Annotated in this window: 17 protein-coding genes and 1 tRNA gene; 9 read left to right on the forward strand and 9 right to left on the reverse strand. The window is 71.1% G+C overall.

All coding sequences use genetic code 11. The annotated features are described in order from the left end of the window. Window positions 1-180 precede the first annotated feature (180 nt). A tRNA-Asn gene (locus ACZ6QO_RS05570) sits at window positions 181-253 on the forward strand. A 95-nt stretch (window positions 254-348) separates the two neighbouring features. Here ACZ6QO_RS05570 and ACZ6QO_RS05575 read toward each other — a convergent pair. Then, entirely contained in the window at window positions 349-846 is a 498-nt protein-coding gene (locus tag ACZ6QO_RS05575) for a hypothetical protein (RefSeq protein WP_465847940.1), read from the reverse strand. Window positions 847-1,410: 564 nt separating this feature from the next. Between ACZ6QO_RS05575 and ACZ6QO_RS05580 the strand changes: the two genes are divergently transcribed. From ACZ6QO_RS05580 to ACZ6QO_RS05595, 4 genes are all read left to right on the forward strand, one after another. Continuing rightward, window positions 1,411-2,598 carry a nitric oxide synthase oxygenase gene (locus ACZ6QO_RS05580; RefSeq protein ID WP_465847942.1) on the forward strand — a complete coding sequence of 396 codons (1,188 nt, stop codon included), beginning with the start codon at window positions 1,411-1,413 and terminating at the stop codon, window positions 2,596-2,598. Between the two features lie 67 nt (window positions 2,599-2,665). Further along, window positions 2,666-3,445: an enoyl-CoA hydratase-related protein gene (locus tag ACZ6QO_RS05585; RefSeq protein WP_465847943.1), complete on the forward strand. Its 780-nt coding sequence runs from the start codon at window positions 2,666-2,668 to the stop codon at window positions 3,443-3,445. Between the two features lie 326 nt (window positions 3,446-3,771). Further along, window positions 3,772-3,975: a cold-shock protein gene (locus tag ACZ6QO_RS05590; protein ID WP_465847945.1), complete on the forward strand. Its 204-nt coding sequence runs from the start codon at window positions 3,772-3,774 to the stop codon at window positions 3,973-3,975. Between the two features lie 120 nt (window positions 3,976-4,095). Further along, window positions 4,096-4,512: an STAS domain-containing protein gene (locus ACZ6QO_RS05595; RefSeq protein ID WP_465847947.1), complete on the forward strand. Its 417-nt coding sequence runs from the start codon at window positions 4,096-4,098 to the stop codon at window positions 4,510-4,512. Window positions 4,513-4,785: 273 nt separating this feature from the next. Here ACZ6QO_RS05595 and galK read toward each other — a convergent pair whose 3' ends face one another. Beyond that, window positions 4,786-5,937, reverse strand: a complete 1,152-nt coding sequence (gene galK, locus ACZ6QO_RS05600; protein ID WP_465847949.1) for a galactokinase — start codon at window positions 5,935-5,937, stop codon at window positions 4,786-4,788. An 82-nt stretch (window positions 5,938-6,019) separates the two neighbouring features. Between galK and ACZ6QO_RS05605 the strand changes: the two genes are divergently transcribed. The 3 genes from ACZ6QO_RS05605 to mshB all read left to right on the forward strand — a co-directional run bounded on the left by ACZ6QO_RS05605 (window position 6,020) and on the right by mshB (window position 9,199). After that, complete coding sequence (locus tag ACZ6QO_RS05605) at window positions 6,020-7,066, forward strand: 1-aminocyclopropane-1-carboxylate deaminase/D-cysteine desulfhydrase (protein ID WP_465847951.1); 1,047 nt, start codon at window positions 6,020-6,022, stop codon at window positions 7,064-7,066. 145 nt (window positions 7,067-7,211) lie between these two features. Then, window positions 7,212-8,240, forward strand: a complete 1,029-nt coding sequence (locus ACZ6QO_RS05610; protein ID WP_465847953.1) for a LacI family DNA-binding transcriptional regulator — start codon at window positions 7,212-7,214, stop codon at window positions 8,238-8,240. A gap of 107 nt (window positions 8,241-8,347) precedes the next feature. After that, complete coding sequence (gene mshB / locus ACZ6QO_RS05615) at window positions 8,348-9,199, forward strand: N-acetyl-1-D-myo-inositol-2-amino-2-deoxy-alpha-D-glucopyranoside deacetylase (RefSeq protein ID WP_465847955.1); 852 nt, start codon at window positions 8,348-8,350, stop codon at window positions 9,197-9,199. Window positions 9,200-9,263: 64 nt separating this feature from the next. On the opposite strand, the gene ACZ6QO_RS05620 is transcribed toward mshB, so the two are convergent. Continuing rightward, window positions 9,264-9,881, reverse strand: coding sequence for a TetR/AcrR family transcriptional regulator (locus ACZ6QO_RS05620; protein WP_465847957.1), 618 nt, complete (start codon window positions 9,879-9,881; stop codon window positions 9,264-9,266). A gap of 139 nt (window positions 9,882-10,020) precedes the next feature. On the opposite strand from ACZ6QO_RS05620, the gene ACZ6QO_RS05625 reads away from it, so the two are divergent. Then, window positions 10,021-11,178: a serine hydrolase domain-containing protein gene (locus tag ACZ6QO_RS05625; protein ID WP_465847959.1), complete on the forward strand. Its 1,158-nt coding sequence runs from the start codon at window positions 10,021-10,023 to the stop codon at window positions 11,176-11,178. On the opposite strand, the gene ACZ6QO_RS05630 is transcribed toward ACZ6QO_RS05625, so the two are convergent. From ACZ6QO_RS05630 to ACZ6QO_RS05655, 6 genes are all read right to left on the reverse strand, one after another. Then, window positions 11,172-11,858 (reverse strand): DUF4396 domain-containing protein, encoded by a 687-nt coding sequence (locus tag ACZ6QO_RS05630; RefSeq protein ID WP_465847961.1) that lies wholly within the window; start codon window positions 11,856-11,858, stop codon window positions 11,172-11,174. The genes ACZ6QO_RS05625 and ACZ6QO_RS05630 overlap by 7 nt on opposite strands. Before the next feature lie 51 nt (window positions 11,859-11,909). Next, window positions 11,910-13,472 carry a glycoside hydrolase family 13 protein gene (locus ACZ6QO_RS05635; protein WP_465847963.1) on the reverse strand — a complete coding sequence of 521 codons (1,563 nt, stop codon included), beginning with the start codon at window positions 13,470-13,472 and terminating at the stop codon, window positions 11,910-11,912. Between the two features lie 141 nt (window positions 13,473-13,613). Continuing rightward, the gene (locus ACZ6QO_RS05640; protein WP_465847965.1) at window positions 13,614-14,630 is read right to left on the reverse strand and encodes a carbohydrate ABC transporter permease; all 1,017 of its coding nucleotides are present in this window, start codon (window positions 14,628-14,630) and stop codon (window positions 13,614-13,616) included. Between the two features lie 12 nt (window positions 14,631-14,642). Beyond that, window positions 14,643-15,560 carry a carbohydrate ABC transporter permease gene (locus ACZ6QO_RS05645; RefSeq protein ID WP_465847967.1) on the reverse strand — a complete coding sequence of 306 codons (918 nt, stop codon included), beginning with the start codon at window positions 15,558-15,560 and terminating at the stop codon, window positions 14,643-14,645. A 70-nt stretch (window positions 15,561-15,630) separates the two neighbouring features. Further along, window positions 15,631-17,010, reverse strand: a complete 1,380-nt coding sequence (locus ACZ6QO_RS05650) for an extracellular solute-binding protein (protein WP_465847969.1) — start codon at window positions 17,008-17,010, stop codon at window positions 15,631-15,633. A 585-nt stretch (window positions 17,011-17,595) separates the two neighbouring features. Next, window positions 17,596-18,747, reverse strand: coding sequence for a LacI family DNA-binding transcriptional regulator (locus ACZ6QO_RS05655; protein ID WP_465847971.1), 1,152 nt, complete (start codon window positions 18,745-18,747; stop codon window positions 17,596-17,598). Window positions 18,748-18,791 lie beyond the last annotated feature (44 nt).

An 18,791-nucleotide genomic window follows, 5' to 3' on the forward strand; every position in this document is an offset into this window, starting at 1 on the left:
CAAGCTTCCACCGGAGGGCGAACGGGCCCGCACGGCGGAGCCCGCCACGGGCTTCCGGCGCCCGAGGAGTGCCCCGCCGAAGCCCGGATGATCCGGGTGCGACATGCACCCCTCGGAATGCGCTAATCTAGTTCCGCGCCGCAAGGAAGGGCCAACGCCCAGCCAGCGGGGCGCAAACGGTCCCGTGTAGCTCAATCGGCAGAGCAGCCGGCTGTTAACCGGCAGGTTATAGGTTCGAGTCCTATCGCGGGAGCTTCGGTAGAGCCGAGAAGCATGAAGTTCAGGCCCCCTGTCCCAGATCAAGGACAGGGGGCCTGAGTCGTTCCGGGAGCCGGTCGGTGAGCCCGTTCACTCGTAAGCCGTCATGATCGCCGCGGTCGCCGTCACGATGCTCATCAGGATGCCGTACGCCAGGGCCGCCCTCAGCGGGATGAGGTCGCCGGCCGCCAGGGTGCCGTCAGGGTCGGTTCGGCGGTAGGTGGCCACGATCAGCAAGGGATACAGGATGGAGAACGCCACGCCCCCGGCGATCAGGGCGATGGCCCGGCCACGGCTGTCCGATTGCTCCTTGATGGCGGAGTCGGCCTCGGCCCTGATCTGGACGGCCTGCATGGCGAGGTTCGCGGCCTCGACCGTGTCGGTCCTGTCCAGTTGACGACTCTTGCCGTCGAGAGCGTCCGCGTAGGCGATCCTCGTCTCGTGCAGCCGGGCCGCCGACGGCGGAGGGTTCAACTCGAACAACGCATGCTGATCCAGCGCGAAGCCGGCGATCAGGAAGTAGACGACGGTGCCCCATCCGAGCACCTTGAGCACAAGCTCCTGCCTGGTTTTCCGGCGCTCGTCCACATACCGTCCCTCAACGTGATCGCCCCGTGCGGTCGATCCGGGCAGCTGTTCGAGCAAAATTGTTCCCCGCGCCCATCCGCGCGGTCAATGGATGCCGAGAGCGTCCGCGACAACCCGCGGCCCCCAGGGAGTCTCCCTGGGGCTGTTGCCGTTCTCGGACACCAACCCTTCCGCGATATGCCGGGACAAATCCCGGCTGATGGCTGAAGATGTGGGTCTGCCGCACTTCATGGCACTGTGCTTACGCGCCGACGCGCACCGTCACCGCGTTCGCCCGTGGCCGGAGCGCGGAAAGCCGCGGATCCGTGCCGACCGCAGCGGGGAAGGCCGCTGCGCCCAGGGTTGTCAGAGCTCCCGGAACGACTGTGACACCCATGTGAATGATGTGGCGGTTGTCCGGTGTTGGGCTGGTTGAGAGCTCTGGTTCGGGTAAAGTCTGCTGTCGCGACGCGTCAATGGGTTCGTCAGGCCTCCGCGTCGTCCCCTGAGGAGGGCGGTGCCCGCGGGTCTTCCCCCTCGGGGAAGGATGTCCCACTGTCTCCCCCTGGACGGAGCGGAGTCCCCGTGTCGATCCATGAACGGGACGGCGGCCGCCGGTCCGCCCGGCCTGCGCAGCCGGTGGCGCTGCCCCTGCACCGGCCCGGCGACGGCGACGGTTACGCGGACCCGCAGGAGGCCGAGAAGTTCCTGCGGCTGTTCCACGCAGAGAACCCCTCTGCGGGCCCGTTCTGGCCGCGCATGCACCAGGTGCTGGCCGAGATCGACGCGTGGGGCACCTACACCCACACCGCCGACGAACTGGCCTTCGGGGCGCGCGTGGCCTGGCGCAACAGCAACCGGTGCATCGGCAGGCTGTACTGGCACTCGCTCCGGGTGCGCGACCGCCGCCACGTCGACACCGCCGAGGGGGTCGCGGTTGAGTCGGTCGAGCACCTGCGCGAGGCCACCGGGACCGGGCGCATCCGCCCCACGATCACCGTCTTCGCCCAGGACCGGCCGGACCGCCCGGGGCCGCGCATCTGGAACGAGCAGCTCATCCGGTACGCGGGCTACCGGGGACCGGACGGCGCGATGCTGGCCGGCGACGCGCGCAACGCCGATCTCACCGCCATGGCCCGCCGCCTGGGGTGGCCGGGCGGCCCCGGCACCGACTTCGACGTGCTCCCCCTGATCATCGAGGCGGGCGGCCGGCCGCCGTTGCTGGCCACCGTCCCGGCCGACGCGATCTTGGAGGTCGCGCTCGTCCACCCGGTCTTCCCGTGGTTCGCCGAGCTCGGGCTGCGCTGGCACGCCGTCCCGGCGATCTCCGGCATGTGCCTGGAGATCGGCGGCGTCTGCTACCCGTGCGCGCCGTTCAACGGCTGGTACATGGGCACCGAGATCGGCGCCCGCAACCTGGCCGACACCGACCGCTACGACATGCTGGAGGTCGTCGCGCGGCGGCTCGGCCTGGACACCTCCAACGAGCGCACGCTCTGGAAGGACCAGGCGCTGGTCGAGCTGAACGTCGCCGTTCTGCACTCGTTCGAGCGGGCGGGCGTGACGATCACCGACCACCACACCGAGTCGCGCCGGTTCATGTCCCACCTGGAGCGGGAGGAGCGGTCGGGGCGCATCTGCCCGGCGGACTGGTCGTGGATCGTCCCGCCGCTGTCCGGCTCGCTCACGCCGGTCTTCCACCGCTACTACGAGGACGTGCAGCTCTCGCCGGCGTTCGTCCACCACCCCCGGAAGAGCCAGTACGGAGGGTGACCGGGCCCCGCTCGTCCGGCAGACTGGTGTAGAACGTTATTCTGTATCGGTCTCCGCTGGAGGTTCCATGTCCGATCTGGTGCTGTCGTCGCTGGACGAAGGCGTGCTGACGCTCACCTTCAACCGGCCGGACCGGCTGAACGCGTGGACCGACGCCATGGGCAGGCGCTACTTCGACCTGCTGGAGGAGGCCGAGCGCGACCCCGGCGTGCGGGTCGTCGTGGTCACCGGCGCGGGCAAGGGCTTCTGCGCCGGGGCGGACTTCCAGACGCTCGCCGCCCTGCGGGACGGCTCGTACGACGCCGAGCCCGACAAGCGTCCCAACACCCACCCGACGACCATCCGCAAGCCCGTCATCGCGGCCGTCAACGGCGCCTGCGCCGGGCTGGGACTGGCGCACGCGGTGGTGTGCGACCTGGTGTTCACCGCCGCCGAGGCCAAGTGGACCACCGCCTTCGCCCGGCGCGGCCTGATCGCCGAGTACGGCCTGGCGTGGATCCTTCCCCGGCTCATCGGGCAGGCCAGGGCGATGGACATCCTGCTGTCCGGCCGCACGTTCACCGGCGCGGAGGCCGGCGAGATGGGCCTGGCCAACCGGGTGGTGCCGGGGGAGCGGCTGCTGGAGGAGACCCTCGCCTACGCGCGCGAGCTGGCGGCCCACAGCTCGCCCGCCTCGATGGCCGTGATCAAGCGGCAGATCTGGGGCGACTGGCAGCGGTCACTGGAGGAGTCGGAGACCGAGGCCGTGCGGCTCATGATGGACTCCTTCGGCCGCCCGGACTTCGCCGAGGGCGTCGCCAGCTTCCTGGAGCGCCGCCCGCCCGCCTTCCCGCCGCTCGCCGGCTGAGGCTCCTCGGCGGCGGGCGCCCGAGGCGGCGCCGGGGGCAGCGCCCGCCACCGGCGGCCCCTTCGTGGCAGGCGATGACGGGCTCTCGGCGCCGCCGGAGCGGGCGCGCGAAAGAAGGGGTCTGCGTTGGCCTTCCCGGGCGGCATGGTGTTGAATGGGGATCGGTTGTAGTAGAGGTTCGTTAACGTGTAGCAGCGCCTGCGGAGTTCTAACAGCGGGCGTTCCACCGTGCGAAGCCAAAGTGTTTCAAGGGGCGGTCGGTCGCTAAACAACCCGAGGATCCGCGCCGTGGACCTCGTAGATCGTCTCATGAGGAGATCAGTTACATGGCTCAGGGAACCGTCAAGTGGTTCAACGCCGAAAAGGGCTTCGGGTTCATCGCTCCCGATGACGGCAGCGCGGACGTGTTCGTGCACTACTCCGCGATCGACGCCTCGGGCTACCGCAGCCTGGAAGAGAACCAGCGAGTGGACTACCAGACGACTCGTGGCCCGAAGGGCCCCCAGGCGGAGCAGGTTCGCCCGATCTAGGTAGTACAAGCCGAAAGGCGCATGTGGGGGCGGTCTGCCGCCTTCACCAATAAGGACGCAAAAGGGGCGGTTTTGCTCCACCGCGAACCGCCCTCGCGTCCGCTGATTGGAGGTCCTTGGATGGACCTGTCAGTAACCGTCCTTGGCGACGCCATCGTGTGCCGCGTCAGCGGGGACATCGACATCGCATGCTCCTCTGATTTGAGCGAGCGGCTTCTCGGCCTGCTCCGGTCGCCGCACACCCGGCTCGTCGTCGACCTCTCACAGGTCACCTTCATGGACGCCAGCGGGCTCGGAGCCCTGCTGGCCGCCCGGCGGCGTTCACTGCTCCTCGGCGGGGAACTAAGGCTCGCGGAGCCCTCGTCGCCCGTATGCCGCGTCCTGGAGGCCAGCGGCCTCACCTCCCGCTTCAACCTGGACCCCCAGCGAGCCCCACACCTCCGGCCTGACCAGGGCCCCCGGCCCGAGAACACCCCCAGCCCGCGCCGCCGCCCCGCCAGGCCATCTCGCAACCACACCGAACCCGCCCCGCGCTGAGGGCGGCTTCGGGCTGATCAGGGGCCCGGCCGTGGGAGCCCCCGGTACGCGGCGCCGCCTCTCCAGGCCATCTCGCGACCTCACCGAACCGGCCCCGCGCTGAGGGCGGCCTTCCTTTCACCCGTGTGCACCACCGCCCCCTGTTGGCTGTGGGGGGGGCGAGGGTCGGTTTCTTGCGGTGTGGGGTGAATGTATCCGGCGCCGGGTCGGTGGGGTGTGGCGATGCCGGCGCCGTTGTACGGCGCGCGACCGGTGAACCTGCGTGCCAGCGTGCTAGAGGAGGCGGTGGGCGCCGGGGGCGAGGGTGGCGGGGAAGAAGCGGGGGGCTGCCCAGTCACGCTGCTCGTAGGCCCTGACGACCTCGTCGCGGACCTGGCCGGCCCGGTCGTCGGCCACCAGGGCGATCGCCGAGCCGCCGAACCCGCCGCCGGTCATGCGGGCTCCGCGCGCGCCGCCGCGCACGGCCGCCTCGACCGCGACGTCCAGCTCGGGGCAGGACACGTCGTACTGGTCGCGCAGCGAGAGGTGCGAGGCGTTCAGCAGCGCGCCGATCTCGCGCACGGCGCCGGCGCGCAGCAGGCCGATCAGCGCCTCCACCCGGTGGTTCTCGGTGACGACGTGCTGGACGCGCCTGCGCTCGTCGCCCTGGAGCCGCGACAGGGCGGCGGCCAGGTCGGTGACGTCGCGCAGCGCCTTGACGCCGAGGTGGGCCGCGGCGCTCTCGCAGTCGTGGCGGCGGCGCGCGTACTGCCCGTCGGCGAGTTCGTGGTGCACGCCGGTGTCGATGATCACAATCTGCAGGCCCTCGGCGGCGAGGTCGAGCGGGACGCTGCGCGTCGCCAGGCTGCGGCAGTCCATGAACAGGACGTGGCCCTCTTCGCTGAGCGCGGACGCGGCCTGGTCCATGATGCCGCAGGGCATGCCGACGAAGTCGTTCTCGGCCTTCTGCGAGATCAGGGCGAGGTCGAGCTTGGCCAGGCCCAGCTCGTGCAGGTCGTTCAAGGCCATGGCGACCGACACCTCAAGGGCGGCGCTGGAGGACAGCCCCGCGCCCTGCGGCACGTCGCCGTCGATCACCAGATCGGCGCCGCGGACGTCGTGGCCGGCCTGCCGCAGCGCCCAGAAGACGCCGACGACGTACCGCGCCCAGCCCTTGGCCTGGTCGTACTCGGTGATCACCAGCGGGCGGGGGGCCTGGTGCCCGTCGCCGCCGGCCGTCGCGGAGTCTTGCAGGGACACCAGCCTGATGGTGTCGTCGTCGCGCAGCGAGACGGCGGCGGTGACGCCCCAGGGCACCGCGAACGGCAGCACGAAGCCGTCGTTGTAGTCGGTGTGCTCGCCGATCAGGTTGACCCGCCCGGGGGCGTGCCAGACACGCTCGGGCTCACGGCCGTACGCGGCGCGGAAGGCATCGGCAGCACGCATGACGCGCATCTCCTCATGTTCGAAGGACCGTCGGTAGCCTACCGAGCCGCTCACACCGCTCGCCGCCTGCCAAGCTGGCCCTGTGGACAACGGCGAAACAGGTGACGGGCCGCTTCGGCCGCTGCCGCCGAGCCCGATCGAGGAGATACGCGACGACCGGCTCGGCGGTGTCCGCCTGTTCGTCAAGCGGGACGATCTGCTGCACCCCGAGCTGCCGGGCAACAAGTGGCGTAAGCTCAAGTACAACCTCGCCGAGGCCGCGCGCCAGGGGAGCCGCACGCTGCTGACGTTCGGCGGCGCCTACTCCAACCACATCAGGGCCACCGCCGCCGCTGGGCGGAGGTTCGGGTTCGCGACCGTCGGGGTGATCCGCGGCGAGGAGCATCTGCCCCTCAACCCCACGCTGGCGCGCGCCGTGGCCTGGGGGATGCGGCTCACCTACCTCGACCGCACGACCTACCGCGCGAAGCACACCCCCGAGGTGATCTCCCGGCTGCGCGAGGAGTGGGGCGACTTCTACCTGCTTCCCGAGGGCGGCAGCAACGCCCTCGCCGTCAAGGGCTGCGCCGAACTGCCCGCCGAGATCGACGCCCAGCTCACGGCCGATGCCCGGTTCGCCGCCGACACCCGGCTCACGGCCGATGCCCGGTTCGCCGTCGCCGGGACCCGCTCCTACGGCGGGTTCGACGCGGTCTGCTGCGCCTGCGGCACGGGGGGCACGCTGGCCGGCATCGCCGCCGGCCTCGCCCCGGGGCGCCGCGCCATCGGCTTCCCCGTGCTGAAGGGCGGGGAGTTCCTGGCCGGCGAGGTCGAACGGCTCCAGCGCGAGGCGTTCGGCGCGCCCTCCGCCAACTGGAGCCTGGAATGCGGCTTCCACTTCGGCGGGTACGCCAGGCGCACGGCGGCGCTGGACGCGTTCGTCGAGGACTTCGCGGCGCGGCACGGCCTCCTGCTCGACCGCGTCTACATCGCCAAGATGATGTACGGGATCTTCGCGCTGGCCGGTCAGGGAGCGTTCGAACCGGGCGCGCGCGTCGTCGCGGTGATCACCGGTGGCGCCGAACCGATCGAACCAGTCGAAACGGTCGAACCGGTAGAAGCGGCCAAACCGGTCGAATCGGCGGGCTGACAAGAACTGCGCTGACAGGTGTAGCCACAGGCCGTGCAAGGGGCTGTAAACAACTGCAATTTGACGACGTTCCAATCGGGGCCAATTCCGGCGAAGAGTCAAAGGAACGCAAGCGATTTGCAGGATTTCCACCTATGATTGCGCCGTGACACGGCGACTGGCGGAAGTGGCGAAAAAGGTCGGCGTCAGCGAGGCCACGGTCAGCCGGGTGCTCAACGGCAAGCCGGGGGTTGCCGAGGCGACGCGGGCCGCGGTGCTGACCGCGCTGGACGTGCTCGGCTACGAACGGCCCACGCAACTGCGCGGCGAGCGGGCCCGTCTGGTCGGCCTGGTGCTCCCCGAGCTGGGCAACCCGATCTTTCCCGCCCTGGCCGAGGTCGTCGGCGGCGCGCTCGCCCAGCAGGGCTTCACCCCGGTGCTGTGCACGCGCACCGCGGGCGGCCTGTCCGAGGCCGACTACGTCGAGATGCTGCTCGAACAGCAGGTGTCGGGGGTCGTGTTCGCCGGCGGCCACTACGCCGAGGCCGACGCGCCGCACGAGCACTACCTGCGGCTGCTCGACCTGCGGCTGCCCGTCGTGCTGGTCAACGCGGCCACAGAGAGCCTGGACTTCCCGCGCGTCTCCACCGACGACGCCGTCGCGGTCGAGCAGGCGTTCGGCCACCTGACCTCCCTCGGGCACGAGCGCATCGGGCTGGTGCTCGGCCCCGAAGACCACATCCCCTCCCGGCGCAAGCTCGCCGCGTTCACCGCGTCGGCCCGCCGGGCGGGCGCCGAGGCAGGTCCCGAGTCGGTGGAGCACACGCTGTTCTCCCCAGAAGGCGGACAGGCCGTGGTCACCCGGCTGCTCAAGCGGGGCGTCACCGGCCTGATCTGCGCCAGCGACCCGCTGGCCCTGGGCGCCATCCGGGCCGTGCGGCGCGTGGGCATGTCGGTGCCCGAAGACGTCTCGATCGTCGGCTTCGACGACTCGGCGTTCATGAACTGCACCAACCCGCCGCTGACCACGGTCCGCCAGCCGATCGAGGCCATGGGCAGGACCGCGGTGACCCTGCTGGTCAGCCAGATCGAAGGCGCGAGGGTCACCGCGGAGGAGCTGCTGTACGAGCCCGAGCTGGTCGTACGAGGGTCGACCGGGCCGGTCAAGGTTCGTTCCAGCGCGTTTGTGGAGTAAGGTCCCGGATTCGGGCCCTCGCGCCGTTCGCGCGAGGCCACCTCGGAGAACGCGGGAACCCTCGGCGGACCCGGCTGGAAGGCACAGAAGGAAAGGCAGGTCGGCCAATGTCGCCCGATCGTCGGATTCTCTTCGTCCACGCCCACCCCGATGACGAGTCGATCGGCACCGGCGCCACCATGGCCAAGTACGCCGCCGAAGGCGCCCACGTCTGCCTGGTCACCTGCACGCTCGGCGAGGAGGGCGAGGTGATCCCGCAGGAGCTGCGCCACCTGGCCGCCGACCGCGACGACCGGCTCGGCGAGCACCGGGTGGGCGAGTTGGCGCGGGCCTGCTCGGCGCTGGGCGTGCGGGACCACCGCTTCCTCGGCGGCGCGGGCCGCTGGCGCGACTCCGGCATGATGGGTGCGCCCACCAACGACGATCCGGCCTGCTTCTGGCAGTGTGACGTGGACCTCGCGGCGGCGGAACTGGTCGGCATCGTCCGCGAGGTGCGGCCGCAGGTGATCGTGACCTACGACGACAACGGGTTCTACGGTCACCCCGACCACATCCAGGCCCACCGGGTGGCGTGGCGGGCGTTCGAGAAGGCCGCCGACCCGTCCTTCGGCGACGGCGAGCCGTGGACGCCGTCGCGGTTCTACGCCACCGCGACGCCGCTGTCGGTGCTGGAGCAGGCGGTGGAGGCCGGACCGTTCGCGCGGCCGAAGTCGGTGGAGGACTTCGGGTTCGGCGTCCCCGACGAGCAGGTCACCACCCGCATCGACGCGGGCGGCCACCATGAGGCCAAGATCGCGGCGCTGCGCGCCCACCGCACCCAGATCACCGTGGACGGCGACTACTTCGCCCTGTCCAACGACGTCGGCCAGCCCGTGCTCTCCGTGGAGCACTACACCCGCCTCGCCGGCGCCCCGGGACCCGTGGGCGACGACGGCTACGAGACCGACCTGTTCGGCTAGCGCGGGGCGGCCGTACGGCGCCGGGGCATCCCGCTCGACGGCCTGACGGCGGCCGCGCCGGGCGTCATGAGTCGTGCCCCGTCGCGCCCGTCCCGCCCGCCTCGCCTGTTGACGGGCCGGCGGGCCAGTGCTGCAACAGGAAGTGCAGGGCCTCCAAGGCCCGGTCCCAGGACGCCCGCACGTCGCGGGCGTGGCTGAACCCGCCGTTGGCCTCCAGGGTGATGTAGCCGTGGAAGGTGCTGCGCAGCAGGCGGCCCGCGTCGGTCAGGTCGGGCTCCTGCAGCCGGTACGCGCGCAGCATCGCGTAGGTCAGCTCGATGTTGCGGGCGAAGACGGCCGACCCGGCCAGGACGGCGGGGTCGATCGGGAGCTGCGTGGCGGCGTATCGCCCGGGATGGGCGAGGGCGTACTCCCGGTAGGCGTTGGCGAACGCGGCCAGGGCCTCCTGCCCGGCCCGGCCCGCGACCGCCGCGCCGATGCGGTCGGCCATCTCGCCCGAGGCCAGCAGCGCGACGCGCTCTCGCAGATCTTTCAGGTTCCTGACGTGCGAATACAGGCTCGCGTCCTTGACGCCCAAGCCTCGCGCCAGCGCTGAGACGGTCAGGTTCTCAAGCCCCACGGCGTCCGCCAGATCGGCCGCCGCCTCCGTCACGCGTTCGGCCGTCAGTCCGGCACGCGCCATCCGCCACCTCGCCTTCCTAGAGCCCCTAGGTACTTGTCTAGTATACCTAGGCACTGTAACGTTCCGCGCCAGGCAAGCAGGCGTGACCGGTCACCACGGTGGCCGGCCGGTCACGCCCGTCACACGACGGAGGGGCACGATGAGACACAGCGGATGGGCGGACGAGGGGTTCGGGCCGGTCGCGGACGCGTTCTCCCGGAACTTCGCCGAGCACGGCGAGCTCGGCGCGGCCGTCACCGTGTTCGCCGGCGGGCGCAAGGTCGTGGAGCTGTGGGGCGGCGTCGCCGACGAGCGCGCCGGCCGGCCATGGGAGCGCGACACGGCCGTCCCCGTCTTCTCCTGCGCCAAGGGCATCGTCGCCGTCTGCGCGCACCTCCTCGCCCAGGAGGGCCGGCTGGATCTCGACGCCCCGGTGAGCCGGCACTGGCCGGAGTTCGCGCGGGCCGGCAAGGAGACGATCACGCCGCGCATGGTGCTCGGGCACCGCGCGGGGCTGCCGGTCCTCGACCGGGTGCTGAGCTTCGAGGAGATCGTCGCCTGGACGCCGGTGATCGGCGCGATCGAGGAGCAGCCGCCGCTGTGGGAGCCGGGCGCCGCCTACGAGTACCACGGCCATGTCTTCGGCTTCCTCATCGGCGAGCTGATCCGGCGGATCACCGGGCTCACGCCCGGCGCGTACTTCCGCAAGGCCGTCGGCGACGAACTCGGCCTGCGCGCCTGGATCGGCCTGCCCCGGGAGGAGCTGTCCACGGTCGCCCGGCTCGTCGAGGCCGAGGGACGGCCGCCGATGCCCGGCCCCGAATCACTGCTGACGCGCATGGTGACGATGAACGGGGCGCTCGTCTTCCCCGGCCTTGAGCTGCCGCGCGGCTGGAACGACCCCGCGATGCTCACCGCCGAGTTCCCCGGGGCCGGCGCGGTCGCGTCGGCGAGCGGCCTGGCCGGGCTGTACGCCGCCGCCGCGACCGGAGTGGACGGCTCGCCCCGTCTCCTGACGCGGGACACCGTCACCGGGGCGGTGCGGGAGCTGTCGTCGGGAGTCTCGTGGTCGGGGTTCCCGGACGTGGGCGCCCGGTGGGGGGCGGGTTTCCTGCTCGACTCGCCGGGCTTCCGTCCCATGCTGGGCCCGCGCAGTTTCGGCAACGACGGCGCGGGCGGCCAGTTCGGCTTCGGGGACGACGAGTGGGGGGTGGGCTTCGCCTACGTCGCCAACCGGATGATCGGCCATGGCGACGCGCGCGCGAAGCGGCTCGTCGCGGCGGTGCGGGAGTGTCTTGGCGGCCGCCCCGGTCAGTGACCCCCGTGGTAGGCGTGCAGGACTGCGTGGCCCTTGCCCCGGGAGATCAGCCAGCGGTTGACCGGGGTGGTCAGCACGAACGCCACCACCAGCGACCCGGCCAGCGAGGCCCAGAACAGCACCTCGCCGAGCCCGGCGTCCATCGCCCCGGGCACGGTGACCATCACCGCGTTGTCCAGCACCTCCATGACGGCGATCGAGATGGTGTCGGCGGCCAGCGCGACCTTGAGCGCCGCGCCGAGGCCGACCCCGGCGCGCAGCACGCCGCGCACGGTGAAGGCGTAACCGAAGACGAACGCCAGCGCCACCGACAGCACGACGGTCGTGGCGTTGTGCAGGCCGGCGGCGGTGCCGATGGCCATGCCGGCCACCTCGCCGATCGCGCAGCCCGTCAGGCAGTGCAGGGTCGCCCGCGCCGCCATCGCCCAGGTGGCGGCGGGCGGACCGTGCTGCTGCGCGCCCGCCGCCGGAGCCGGGTGGTGCTGCCCCTCCGAGGTCGGGTGGTGGTGTCCCTCGGGGGCCGGATGCCGGTGACCCTCCGTGGCCGGATGCTGATGTCCCTCCGGGGCTGGGCGGTGCCCCTCCGGAGCCGGGTGGTGTTCTTCCGCCGCCGGGGCCGGGTGATCGTGACCGGCCGGGGCGGCGGGCATGGGGCGGTGATGGGTGCCGTGCTCGTCCATGTGAGCCTCCTCGCCGCCCATAGTACCCCTAGGGGGTACCCTGCGGTCGTTTCAGCCCGCGGCCTCTGTCACGCGCAGCCAGACGGCGGTGTCGGAGGGCAGGGTGTCCGCGCCGAGGGGGCCGCTGGCCAGCAGGACGCTCTCGTGCGCGGGCAGCGGCACCGGCTCGGCGTTCAGGTTGACCACGCAGACCAGCCCGGACTCGCGTGCGAAGGCGAGCACGCCGTCGGGCGCGTCCAGCCAGCGCAGCACGCCGTCGCCGAGCTCGGCCCGCCTGACGCGCAGCGCCGTACGGTACAGGCACAGCATGGAGTCGGGGTTCGCGCTCTGCGCCTCGGCCGTCAGGTCCTGCCACGAGGCGGGCTGGGGCAGCCACGGCTCACCGGTGCTGTAGCCGAACGGCGGCGCGTCCCCCGACCACGGCAGCGGCACGCGGCAGCCGTCCCGGCCGGGAACGGTGTGCCCGGACCGCGTCCACATCGGGTCCTGGCGCAGCTCGCCGGGGATGTCGTCCACCTCGGGCAGCCCGAGCTCCTCCCCCTGGTAGACGTACACGCCGCCGGGCAGCGCCATGGCCAGCAGCGCCGCCGCCCTGGCCCTGCGCCCGCCCAGCGCCGGGTCCGAGGGCATGCCGTCCCTGCGGTCGTCGTGGCTGAAGGACGTCACGGCCCTGCCGTACTTGGTCACCGGCCGGGGCACGTCGTGGTTGGACAGCACCCAGGTCGGCGGGGCGCCGACCGTGCGGTGGGTGGCCAGCGTGAGGTCGATCGACTCCCGCAGCTCGCCCGCCTCCCACGGGCGGGACATGAAGTCGAAGTTGAACGCGGTGTGCATCTCGTCGGGCCGCAGGTACAGCGAGAACCGTTCCTGGTCGGGCAGCCACACCTCGCCGATCAGAATGCGCTCGCCGTACTCGTCGGCGATCCGGCGCCAGCCCCGGTACACCTCGTGGACGGCGTCGTGGTCGGTGTAGGACTCCTCGACGCTGTCGAAGTCCTTGAAGAGCACGGCCGCAGAGTCGATGCGGATGCCGTCCACGCCGCGGTCGAACCAGAACCGCAGGATGTCGTGGAACTCCTCCACCACCTCGGGGTTGGTCCAGTTGAAGTCCGGCTGCTCGGGGGCGAACAGGTGCAGGTACCACTGCCCGTCGGGCACGCGCGTCCACGCCGGGCCGCCGAAGATCGACCGCCAGTCGTTCGGGGGCAGCTCGCCGCGGCCGTCGGCGAACCAGAAACGCGCGCGCTCTGCGGACCCGGGCCCGGCCGCGAGCGCCTGGAGGAACCATTCCTGCTGGTCGGAGCCGTGATTGGGCACGATGTCGATGATCGTTCTGATGCCCAGCGCGTGCGCCTCCTGGATGAACTTCTCCGCTTCCGGCAGGGTGCCGAACGAGGGGTCGATGTCGCGGTAGTCCGCCACGTCGTAACCGCCGTCGGCCATGGGAGAGGGGTACCAGGGGTTGAGCCAGATCGCGTCGACGCCGAGCTCCGCCAGGTAGGGCAGGCGGGACCGCAGGCCGGCCAGGTCGCCGACGCCGTCGCCGTTGCCGTCGGCGAAGCTTCGCAGGTAGACCTGGTAGATCGCGGCTCCGCGCCACCACGTTGCTGACATGCTGGAGTCTCTCCTCACAGATTCGGTGCGCGTCCGGCGCCGTCCGCGGTGACGGAGGGCTCCGGACGCGGGGTGTACGGCCCGGGCGGCGGGTGCGTCAGGCTCGGGGGGGCGGCGCGGCCGGGCGGGGCTCGCGCCCGGTCATCCCTTGAGGCTTCCCGCGGTCAGACCGGCCATGATGCCGCGCTGGAACACGAAGAAGATCACGATGGCCGGGATGCTGGCGATGACCAGGGCCGCCATGAGCACGTTCTGCGGCATCTGCGCCGACAGCGATGAGATGCCCACGCTGATCGACATCTTGTCGCTGTCCGGAAGCACGAGCAGCGGCCAGACGAAGTCCTTCCAGACGCTGACCACCGACAGGATCGACACCACGCCGAGGATCGGCCTGGACACCGGCAGCACGATCGACCACAGGATGCGGGCCGGGCCGGCGCCGTCGATTTCGGCGGCCTCCAGCAGCTCCCGGGGGATGGAGTCGAAGAACCGCTTGAGCAGGAAGATGAAGAAGCCGTTGGCCGCCGCGGGCAACCAGATCGCCCAGGGGGTGTTCAGCAGGTTGAAGCCGAAGATCGGCAGGTCCTTGACCGTCAGGTAGGCCGGCAGCAGGATCACCGTCGGCGGGATCATCAGCGTGGCGAGCATGCCGCCGAGGACGAGCCTGCCGAGCACCGGCCGCAGCTTGGAGAGCGCGTAGGCCGCGGTGACGTCGATGGCAAGGGTGAACAGCCAGGCCCCGGCCGCGTAGACCACCGTGTTGCGCAGGAAGGTGCCGAGGTCGAGCTGGTCCCACGCCTCGGCGTACACGCCGAAGTCGGGGGAGGCCGGGAAGAGCGACGGCGGGATCTGGGCCAGCTCGTCCGGCGACTTCAGCGCTCCGGTGACCATCCAGTACAGCGGGAACACGAAGATCGCGGTGAAGCCGGCCACCACCGTGACCAGGACGGTCCAGTAGATGATCTTCCCGTGCGTCGTGCCGAGCGTCTGCGGGGACACCAGGCCGCGGAACTGGCGCTCCGGCGCCTTCCCGCGCCGCCTGCGCGCGGGGGGCGACGCCTCGGCGCCGCCGGGGAGATCCCGCCCGGACGGCGGTACGGGACGCGGCGGCCGGCCGGGACGTACCTCGCCGCTCGGGCTCACTGTGCTGCTCGACATCGTCGTCGACTCCTAGATCTGGTTGTCCCGCGAGACGCGCAGGTAGACGGCCGAGAACACCATCAGCACGATCATGAGCATGAGTCCGAGCGCGCCGCCGCCGCCGAAGTCGCCGAAGCTGAAGGCGTACTGGTACATGAGGTAGGCGACCGTGACCGTCGCGTTCTCCGGGCCGCCGCCGGTGAGCAGGTACGGCTCGATGAACACCTGCATGGTGGCGACGATCTGCAGCAGGAGCATCACCAGCAGGATCAGCTTGGTCTGCGGGATGGTGACGTGCCACACCCGCCTGAACAGGCCCGCTCCGTCCAGCTCCGCCGCCTCGTACAGCTCGCCCGGGATGCTCTGCAGCGCGGCCAGGTAGATCAGCGTGCCGGTGCCGAGGTTCATCCAGGTGGAGACCAGCACCAGCGAGAGCAGCGCGGTGCTGGTGGAGTCCAGCCAGCTCAGCGCCGGCAGGTGCGCCAGGTCGAGGATCTGGTTGAACAGCCCGGGGCCCGGGTCGTAGAACCACTTGAACAGCAGCACCGCGACGGCCGGCGGCAGCATCACCGGCAGATAGACGACGAACCTGAGGTAGGCCTTGGCGTGCCGCAGCTCGTTCAGGACGATCGCCGCCGCGAACGGCACGGCGTACCCGACGACCAGCGCGAGCCCGGTGAAGGCGGCCGTGTTGATCCAGGCCTGGGCGAACGCCGAGTCCTCCGTCACGGTGCGGAAGTTGTCCAGGCCGACCCATTCGGGCGGGCCGACGAAGTTCGTCTTCTGGAAGCTGAGCAGGACCTCCCGCACCATCGGGTACCAGGAGAAGAACGCGAAGCAGATCAGTGCCCCGCAGAGGAACCCGTACGCCGTCAGGTTGCGGCGGACCAGGCGCCGCCTCGCCCCTGGAGCGCGGCGCCGTGCTGCCGCCACGGCCGTCGTGGTCATCTGTACTCCCGATCGCGTTGGTGCGTGGCCGGGGCGCCGGCCGGTGGCGGCCGGCTCCCCGGGGCCGAGGTCAGCTCGACTTGGCCAGGATGTTGTCGACCTTCTTCTGCGCGTCGGCGAGAAGCTGGTCGATGTTCGCGTCCTTCCTGGTCAGCACCGCGGACATCGCCGTGTCCAGCACCGCGTAGATCTCCTGGGCCTTCGGCGGCTCCAGCTTGAACCGCACGGCCGCGTTGGCGTCGATGTACGGCTGGAAGTGTTCCACGGGGATGGTCGCGAACTGCTTGCGCAGCTCAAGGATCTTCTTGCCGGGCTCGGTGTCGCCGAACAGGTCGATGTCGGGCAGTCCGACCGGCAGCCCGTCGGCCTTGGCCCGCTCGAAGTCGAACTGGCCCTGGCCGGGGGTCAGGAACTTGTACTCCAGCCACTGGAGACCGGCCTTGATCTGCTCGGGGGTGGCCTTGGGGTTGAACATGTAGCCGTCGCCGCCGCTGAGGGAGGTGGTGGCCTCGGGCATCCCCGCCACGCCGTAGTCGTCGAACTTGCCCTTGAAGGTGTTGTTGACCTCCTTGACCACGTCGGGAGCGCCGATCATCATGCCGAGCTTGCCGCTGCCCATCATGCGCATGAGGTCCTCCCAGCGGAGCAGCTGCTTGGTGCCCATGCTGTCGTCGGTCCAGCGCATCTGCTTGAGGTTCTCCAGCACGGCCTTGCCCTGCGGGCTGTTGAAGGCGGCCTTCTTGCCGTCGGGGGTGACGACGTCGCCGCCGCGTCCGTAGATGGAGGAGGTGAAGTGCCAGCCGCCGGTGTTGCCGGCGCTGTACTCGCCGTACCCGACGTAGCCGGGGCCGAGCGCCGCGATCTTCTTGGCCGCGGCCTGCATCTCGGCCCAGGTCTTGGGCGGCTGGTCGGGGTCGAGGCCGGCCTGGGTGAACAGCTTGCGGTTGTACACCAGGCCCGTCGAGTAGTTGACCCTCGGAAGGCCGTAGACCTTGTCTCCGCTCTTGAAGACGCTGATGACGTCAGGGCGGATGTTCTTCAGCGCGGGGACGCTGTCGAGGTACGGCGTGATGTCCGCCGCCTGGCCGGCCGCGATGATCTTCTGGACGTCGGTGTAGTAGACGTAGAAGACGTCCTCCATCTCCCCGCCGGCCAGCTTGGCCTGGAACGTCTCAGGGACGATGCAGGGGAAGGCGTCCTTGCCCTCGACCGTGATGTTCGGGTGCAGCTGCTGGAACGCCGTGACGTCCGCGTCCCACTGGGCCGCTTCCTTGGGGTTGTTCTTGGGCGGCTTGCAGCCGACCGCGATGGTCACCGGTGCCTCCGCGCCGGGGGCCGCCGAGCCCTGCGACGACCGCGCGTCAGGGGTGTCGCCGGCGCCGCCGCCGCATCCGGCGGCGGCGAGCACGATCCCTGCGCTCAGCAGGATCGCGAGGTTGCGGGGTTTCATGGATGTTTCCCTCCTGGACTGCCCCCGACTACGAGGCCCAAGTTCTGGTACAGCTTCGTGAACCGGTTGGGAGCAACATATAGAGACAGACATAACCCAGCAAGACTCTGATGTTGCTGATGCAAAAAAGTGACAGTGTCACTTCCGGTAACAGACTTGTCATCTCGACGTCACCCGAACCCGACGCCCACCCTCGGCCAAGAAGACCCCCGGCAACCCGACCGGCACCCTGCTCCCGGCGACCCCATCCCCTCCTGCGCTCGGCCGGCGAGCTTCACCCGATGCGACCCGGTTTCACCTAGTACGGCCGGTCTTCGCCCGGTGGGGCGGGGGGCTTCGCCCGGTGCGGCCAGGGCTTCGCCCGGCGCGGGGAGGCTTCATCCGGTACGGCCGGTCTTCATCCGGTGGGGCCGGGGCTTCGCCCGGTGGGGCCGGGGCTTCGCCCGGTGGGGCCGGGGCTTCGCCCGGTGGGGAGGCTTCGTCCGGTGTCCGGTGGGCGTTGTCGGCGCCGGGTCGGCGGGGTGTGGTGCGGTGGTGTCGGCGCCGTCGTACGGTGCTCAACCGGGCAGGCTTTCGTGACAGGCGTTAGTCGCGTGTCCTGGCGGGGCCGGTGGAGCCGCGCACGACCAGCTCGGGCTCGAACAGCAGCTCCTCGGCGGTGACCGAGCCGCCGTCGATCTGGTTGACCAGCAGGGTGACCGCCGTGCGCCCGATGGCCTCGATGGGCTGGCGTACGGTCGTCAGCGGCGGGTTGGTGCAGTTCATGAACGCCGAGTCGTCGAAGCCGACCACCGAGACGTCTTCGGGCACCGACCTGCCGAGCCGGCGCACCGCGCGCAGCACGCCGAGCGCGAGCACGTCGCTGGCGCAGATGATGCCGGTGATGCCGTTCTTGACCAGCCGGGTCGCGACGGCCTGGCCGCCTTCCAGGGAGAACAGGCTGTGCTCCACGGTGTCGGGGCCCGACTCCAGCCCGGCGCGACGGGCCTCGGCCTGGAAGGCGGCGAGCTTCCTGCGCGAGGGGACGTGGTCGCGCGGCCCGAGGACCACGCCGATGCGCGTGTGGCCGAGCGAGGTCAGGTGGCCGAACGCCTGCTCCACGGCCACGACGTCGTCGGTGGCCAGGCAGGGGAAGCTCAGCTCGGCGATCGCCGCGTTGACCAGTACGGCCGGCAGACGCCGGTCGAGCAGGCGCAGGTAGTGCTCGTGCGGCGCGTCGGCCTCCATGTAGTGCCCGCCGGCGAAGACCATGCCGGAGACCTGCTGTTCGAGCAGCATCTCGACGTAGTCGGCCTCGGACAGGCCGCCCGCGGTGCGGGTGCACAGCACCGGGGTGAAACCGCGCTGGGCGAGCGCGCCGCCGACGACCTCGGCCAGGGCGGGAAAGATCGGGTTGCCCAGCTCGGGGAGCACCAGGCCGACCAGACGGGCCCGCTCGCCGCGCAGTTGCGTGGGTCGTTCGTAGCCGAGCACGTCCAGCGCGGTCAGCACCGCGGCCCGGGTGGTGTCGGAGACCCCGGGCTTGCCGTTGAGCACGCGGCTCACGGTGGCCTCGCTGACGCCGACCTTGCGGGCGACCTCGGCGAGCCGGCGCGTGGTCGCGCGCACGGCCGCGCCGTCGCCCTGCCGCGGGCCGGCGCCGACCGAGGCGCTGGCGGAGGCGCTGGCGGAGGCGCTGGCGGAGGCGCGGCCGGCCGAGCCGCCGTTGGGACCGGGTTCCGCGCTGTCGCTTGTCACGGTCGCAAATATACGGCAGTCGCCTGCAAACCGTTTGCATCGGG

The organism is Sphaerisporangium sp. NPDC049457, assembly GCF_055586705.1.

Bases quoted from the DNA above. Each gene is read 5' to 3' on its own strand.
- ACZ6QO_RS05585 (WP_465847943.1), top strand. From the start codon at position 2,666: ATGTCCGATCTGGTGCTGTCGTCGCTGGACGAAGGCGTGCTGACGCTC.
- ACZ6QO_RS05590 (WP_465847945.1), top strand. From the start codon at position 3,772: ATGGCTCAGGGAACCGTCAAGTGGTTCAACGCCGAAAAGGGCTTCGGG.
- ACZ6QO_RS05595 (WP_465847947.1), top strand. From the start codon at position 4,096: ATGGACCTGTCAGTAACCGTCCTTGGCGACGCCATCGTGTGCCGCGTC.
- galK (WP_465847949.1), bottom strand. From the start codon at position 5,937: ATGCGTGCTGCCGATGCCTTCCGCGCCGCGTACGGCCGTGAGCCCGAG.
- mshB (WP_465847955.1), top strand. From the start codon at position 8,348: ATGTCGCCCGATCGTCGGATTCTCTTCGTCCACGCCCACCCCGATGAC.
- ACZ6QO_RS05620 (WP_465847957.1), bottom strand. From the start codon at position 9,881: ATGGCGCGTGCCGGACTGACGGCCGAACGCGTGACGGAGGCGGCGGCC.
- ACZ6QO_RS05625 (WP_465847959.1), top strand. From the start codon at position 10,021: ATGAGACACAGCGGATGGGCGGACGAGGGGTTCGGGCCGGTCGCGGAC.
- ACZ6QO_RS05630 (WP_465847961.1), bottom strand. From the start codon at position 11,858: ATGGACGAGCACGGCACCCATCACCGCCCCATGCCCGCCGCCCCGGCC.
- ACZ6QO_RS05635 (WP_465847963.1), bottom strand. From the start codon at position 13,472: ATGTCAGCAACGTGGTGGCGCGGAGCCGCGATCTACCAGGTCTACCTG.
- ACZ6QO_RS05640 (WP_465847965.1), bottom strand. From the start codon at position 14,630: ATGTCGAGCAGCACAGTGAGCCCGAGCGGCGAGGTACGTCCCGGCCGG.
- ACZ6QO_RS05645 (WP_465847967.1), bottom strand. From the start codon at position 15,560: ATGACCACGACGGCCGTGGCGGCAGCACGGCGCCGCGCTCCAGGGGCG.
- ACZ6QO_RS05650 (WP_465847969.1), bottom strand. From the start codon at position 17,010: ATGAAACCCCGCAACCTCGCGATCCTGCTGAGCGCAGGGATCGTGCTC.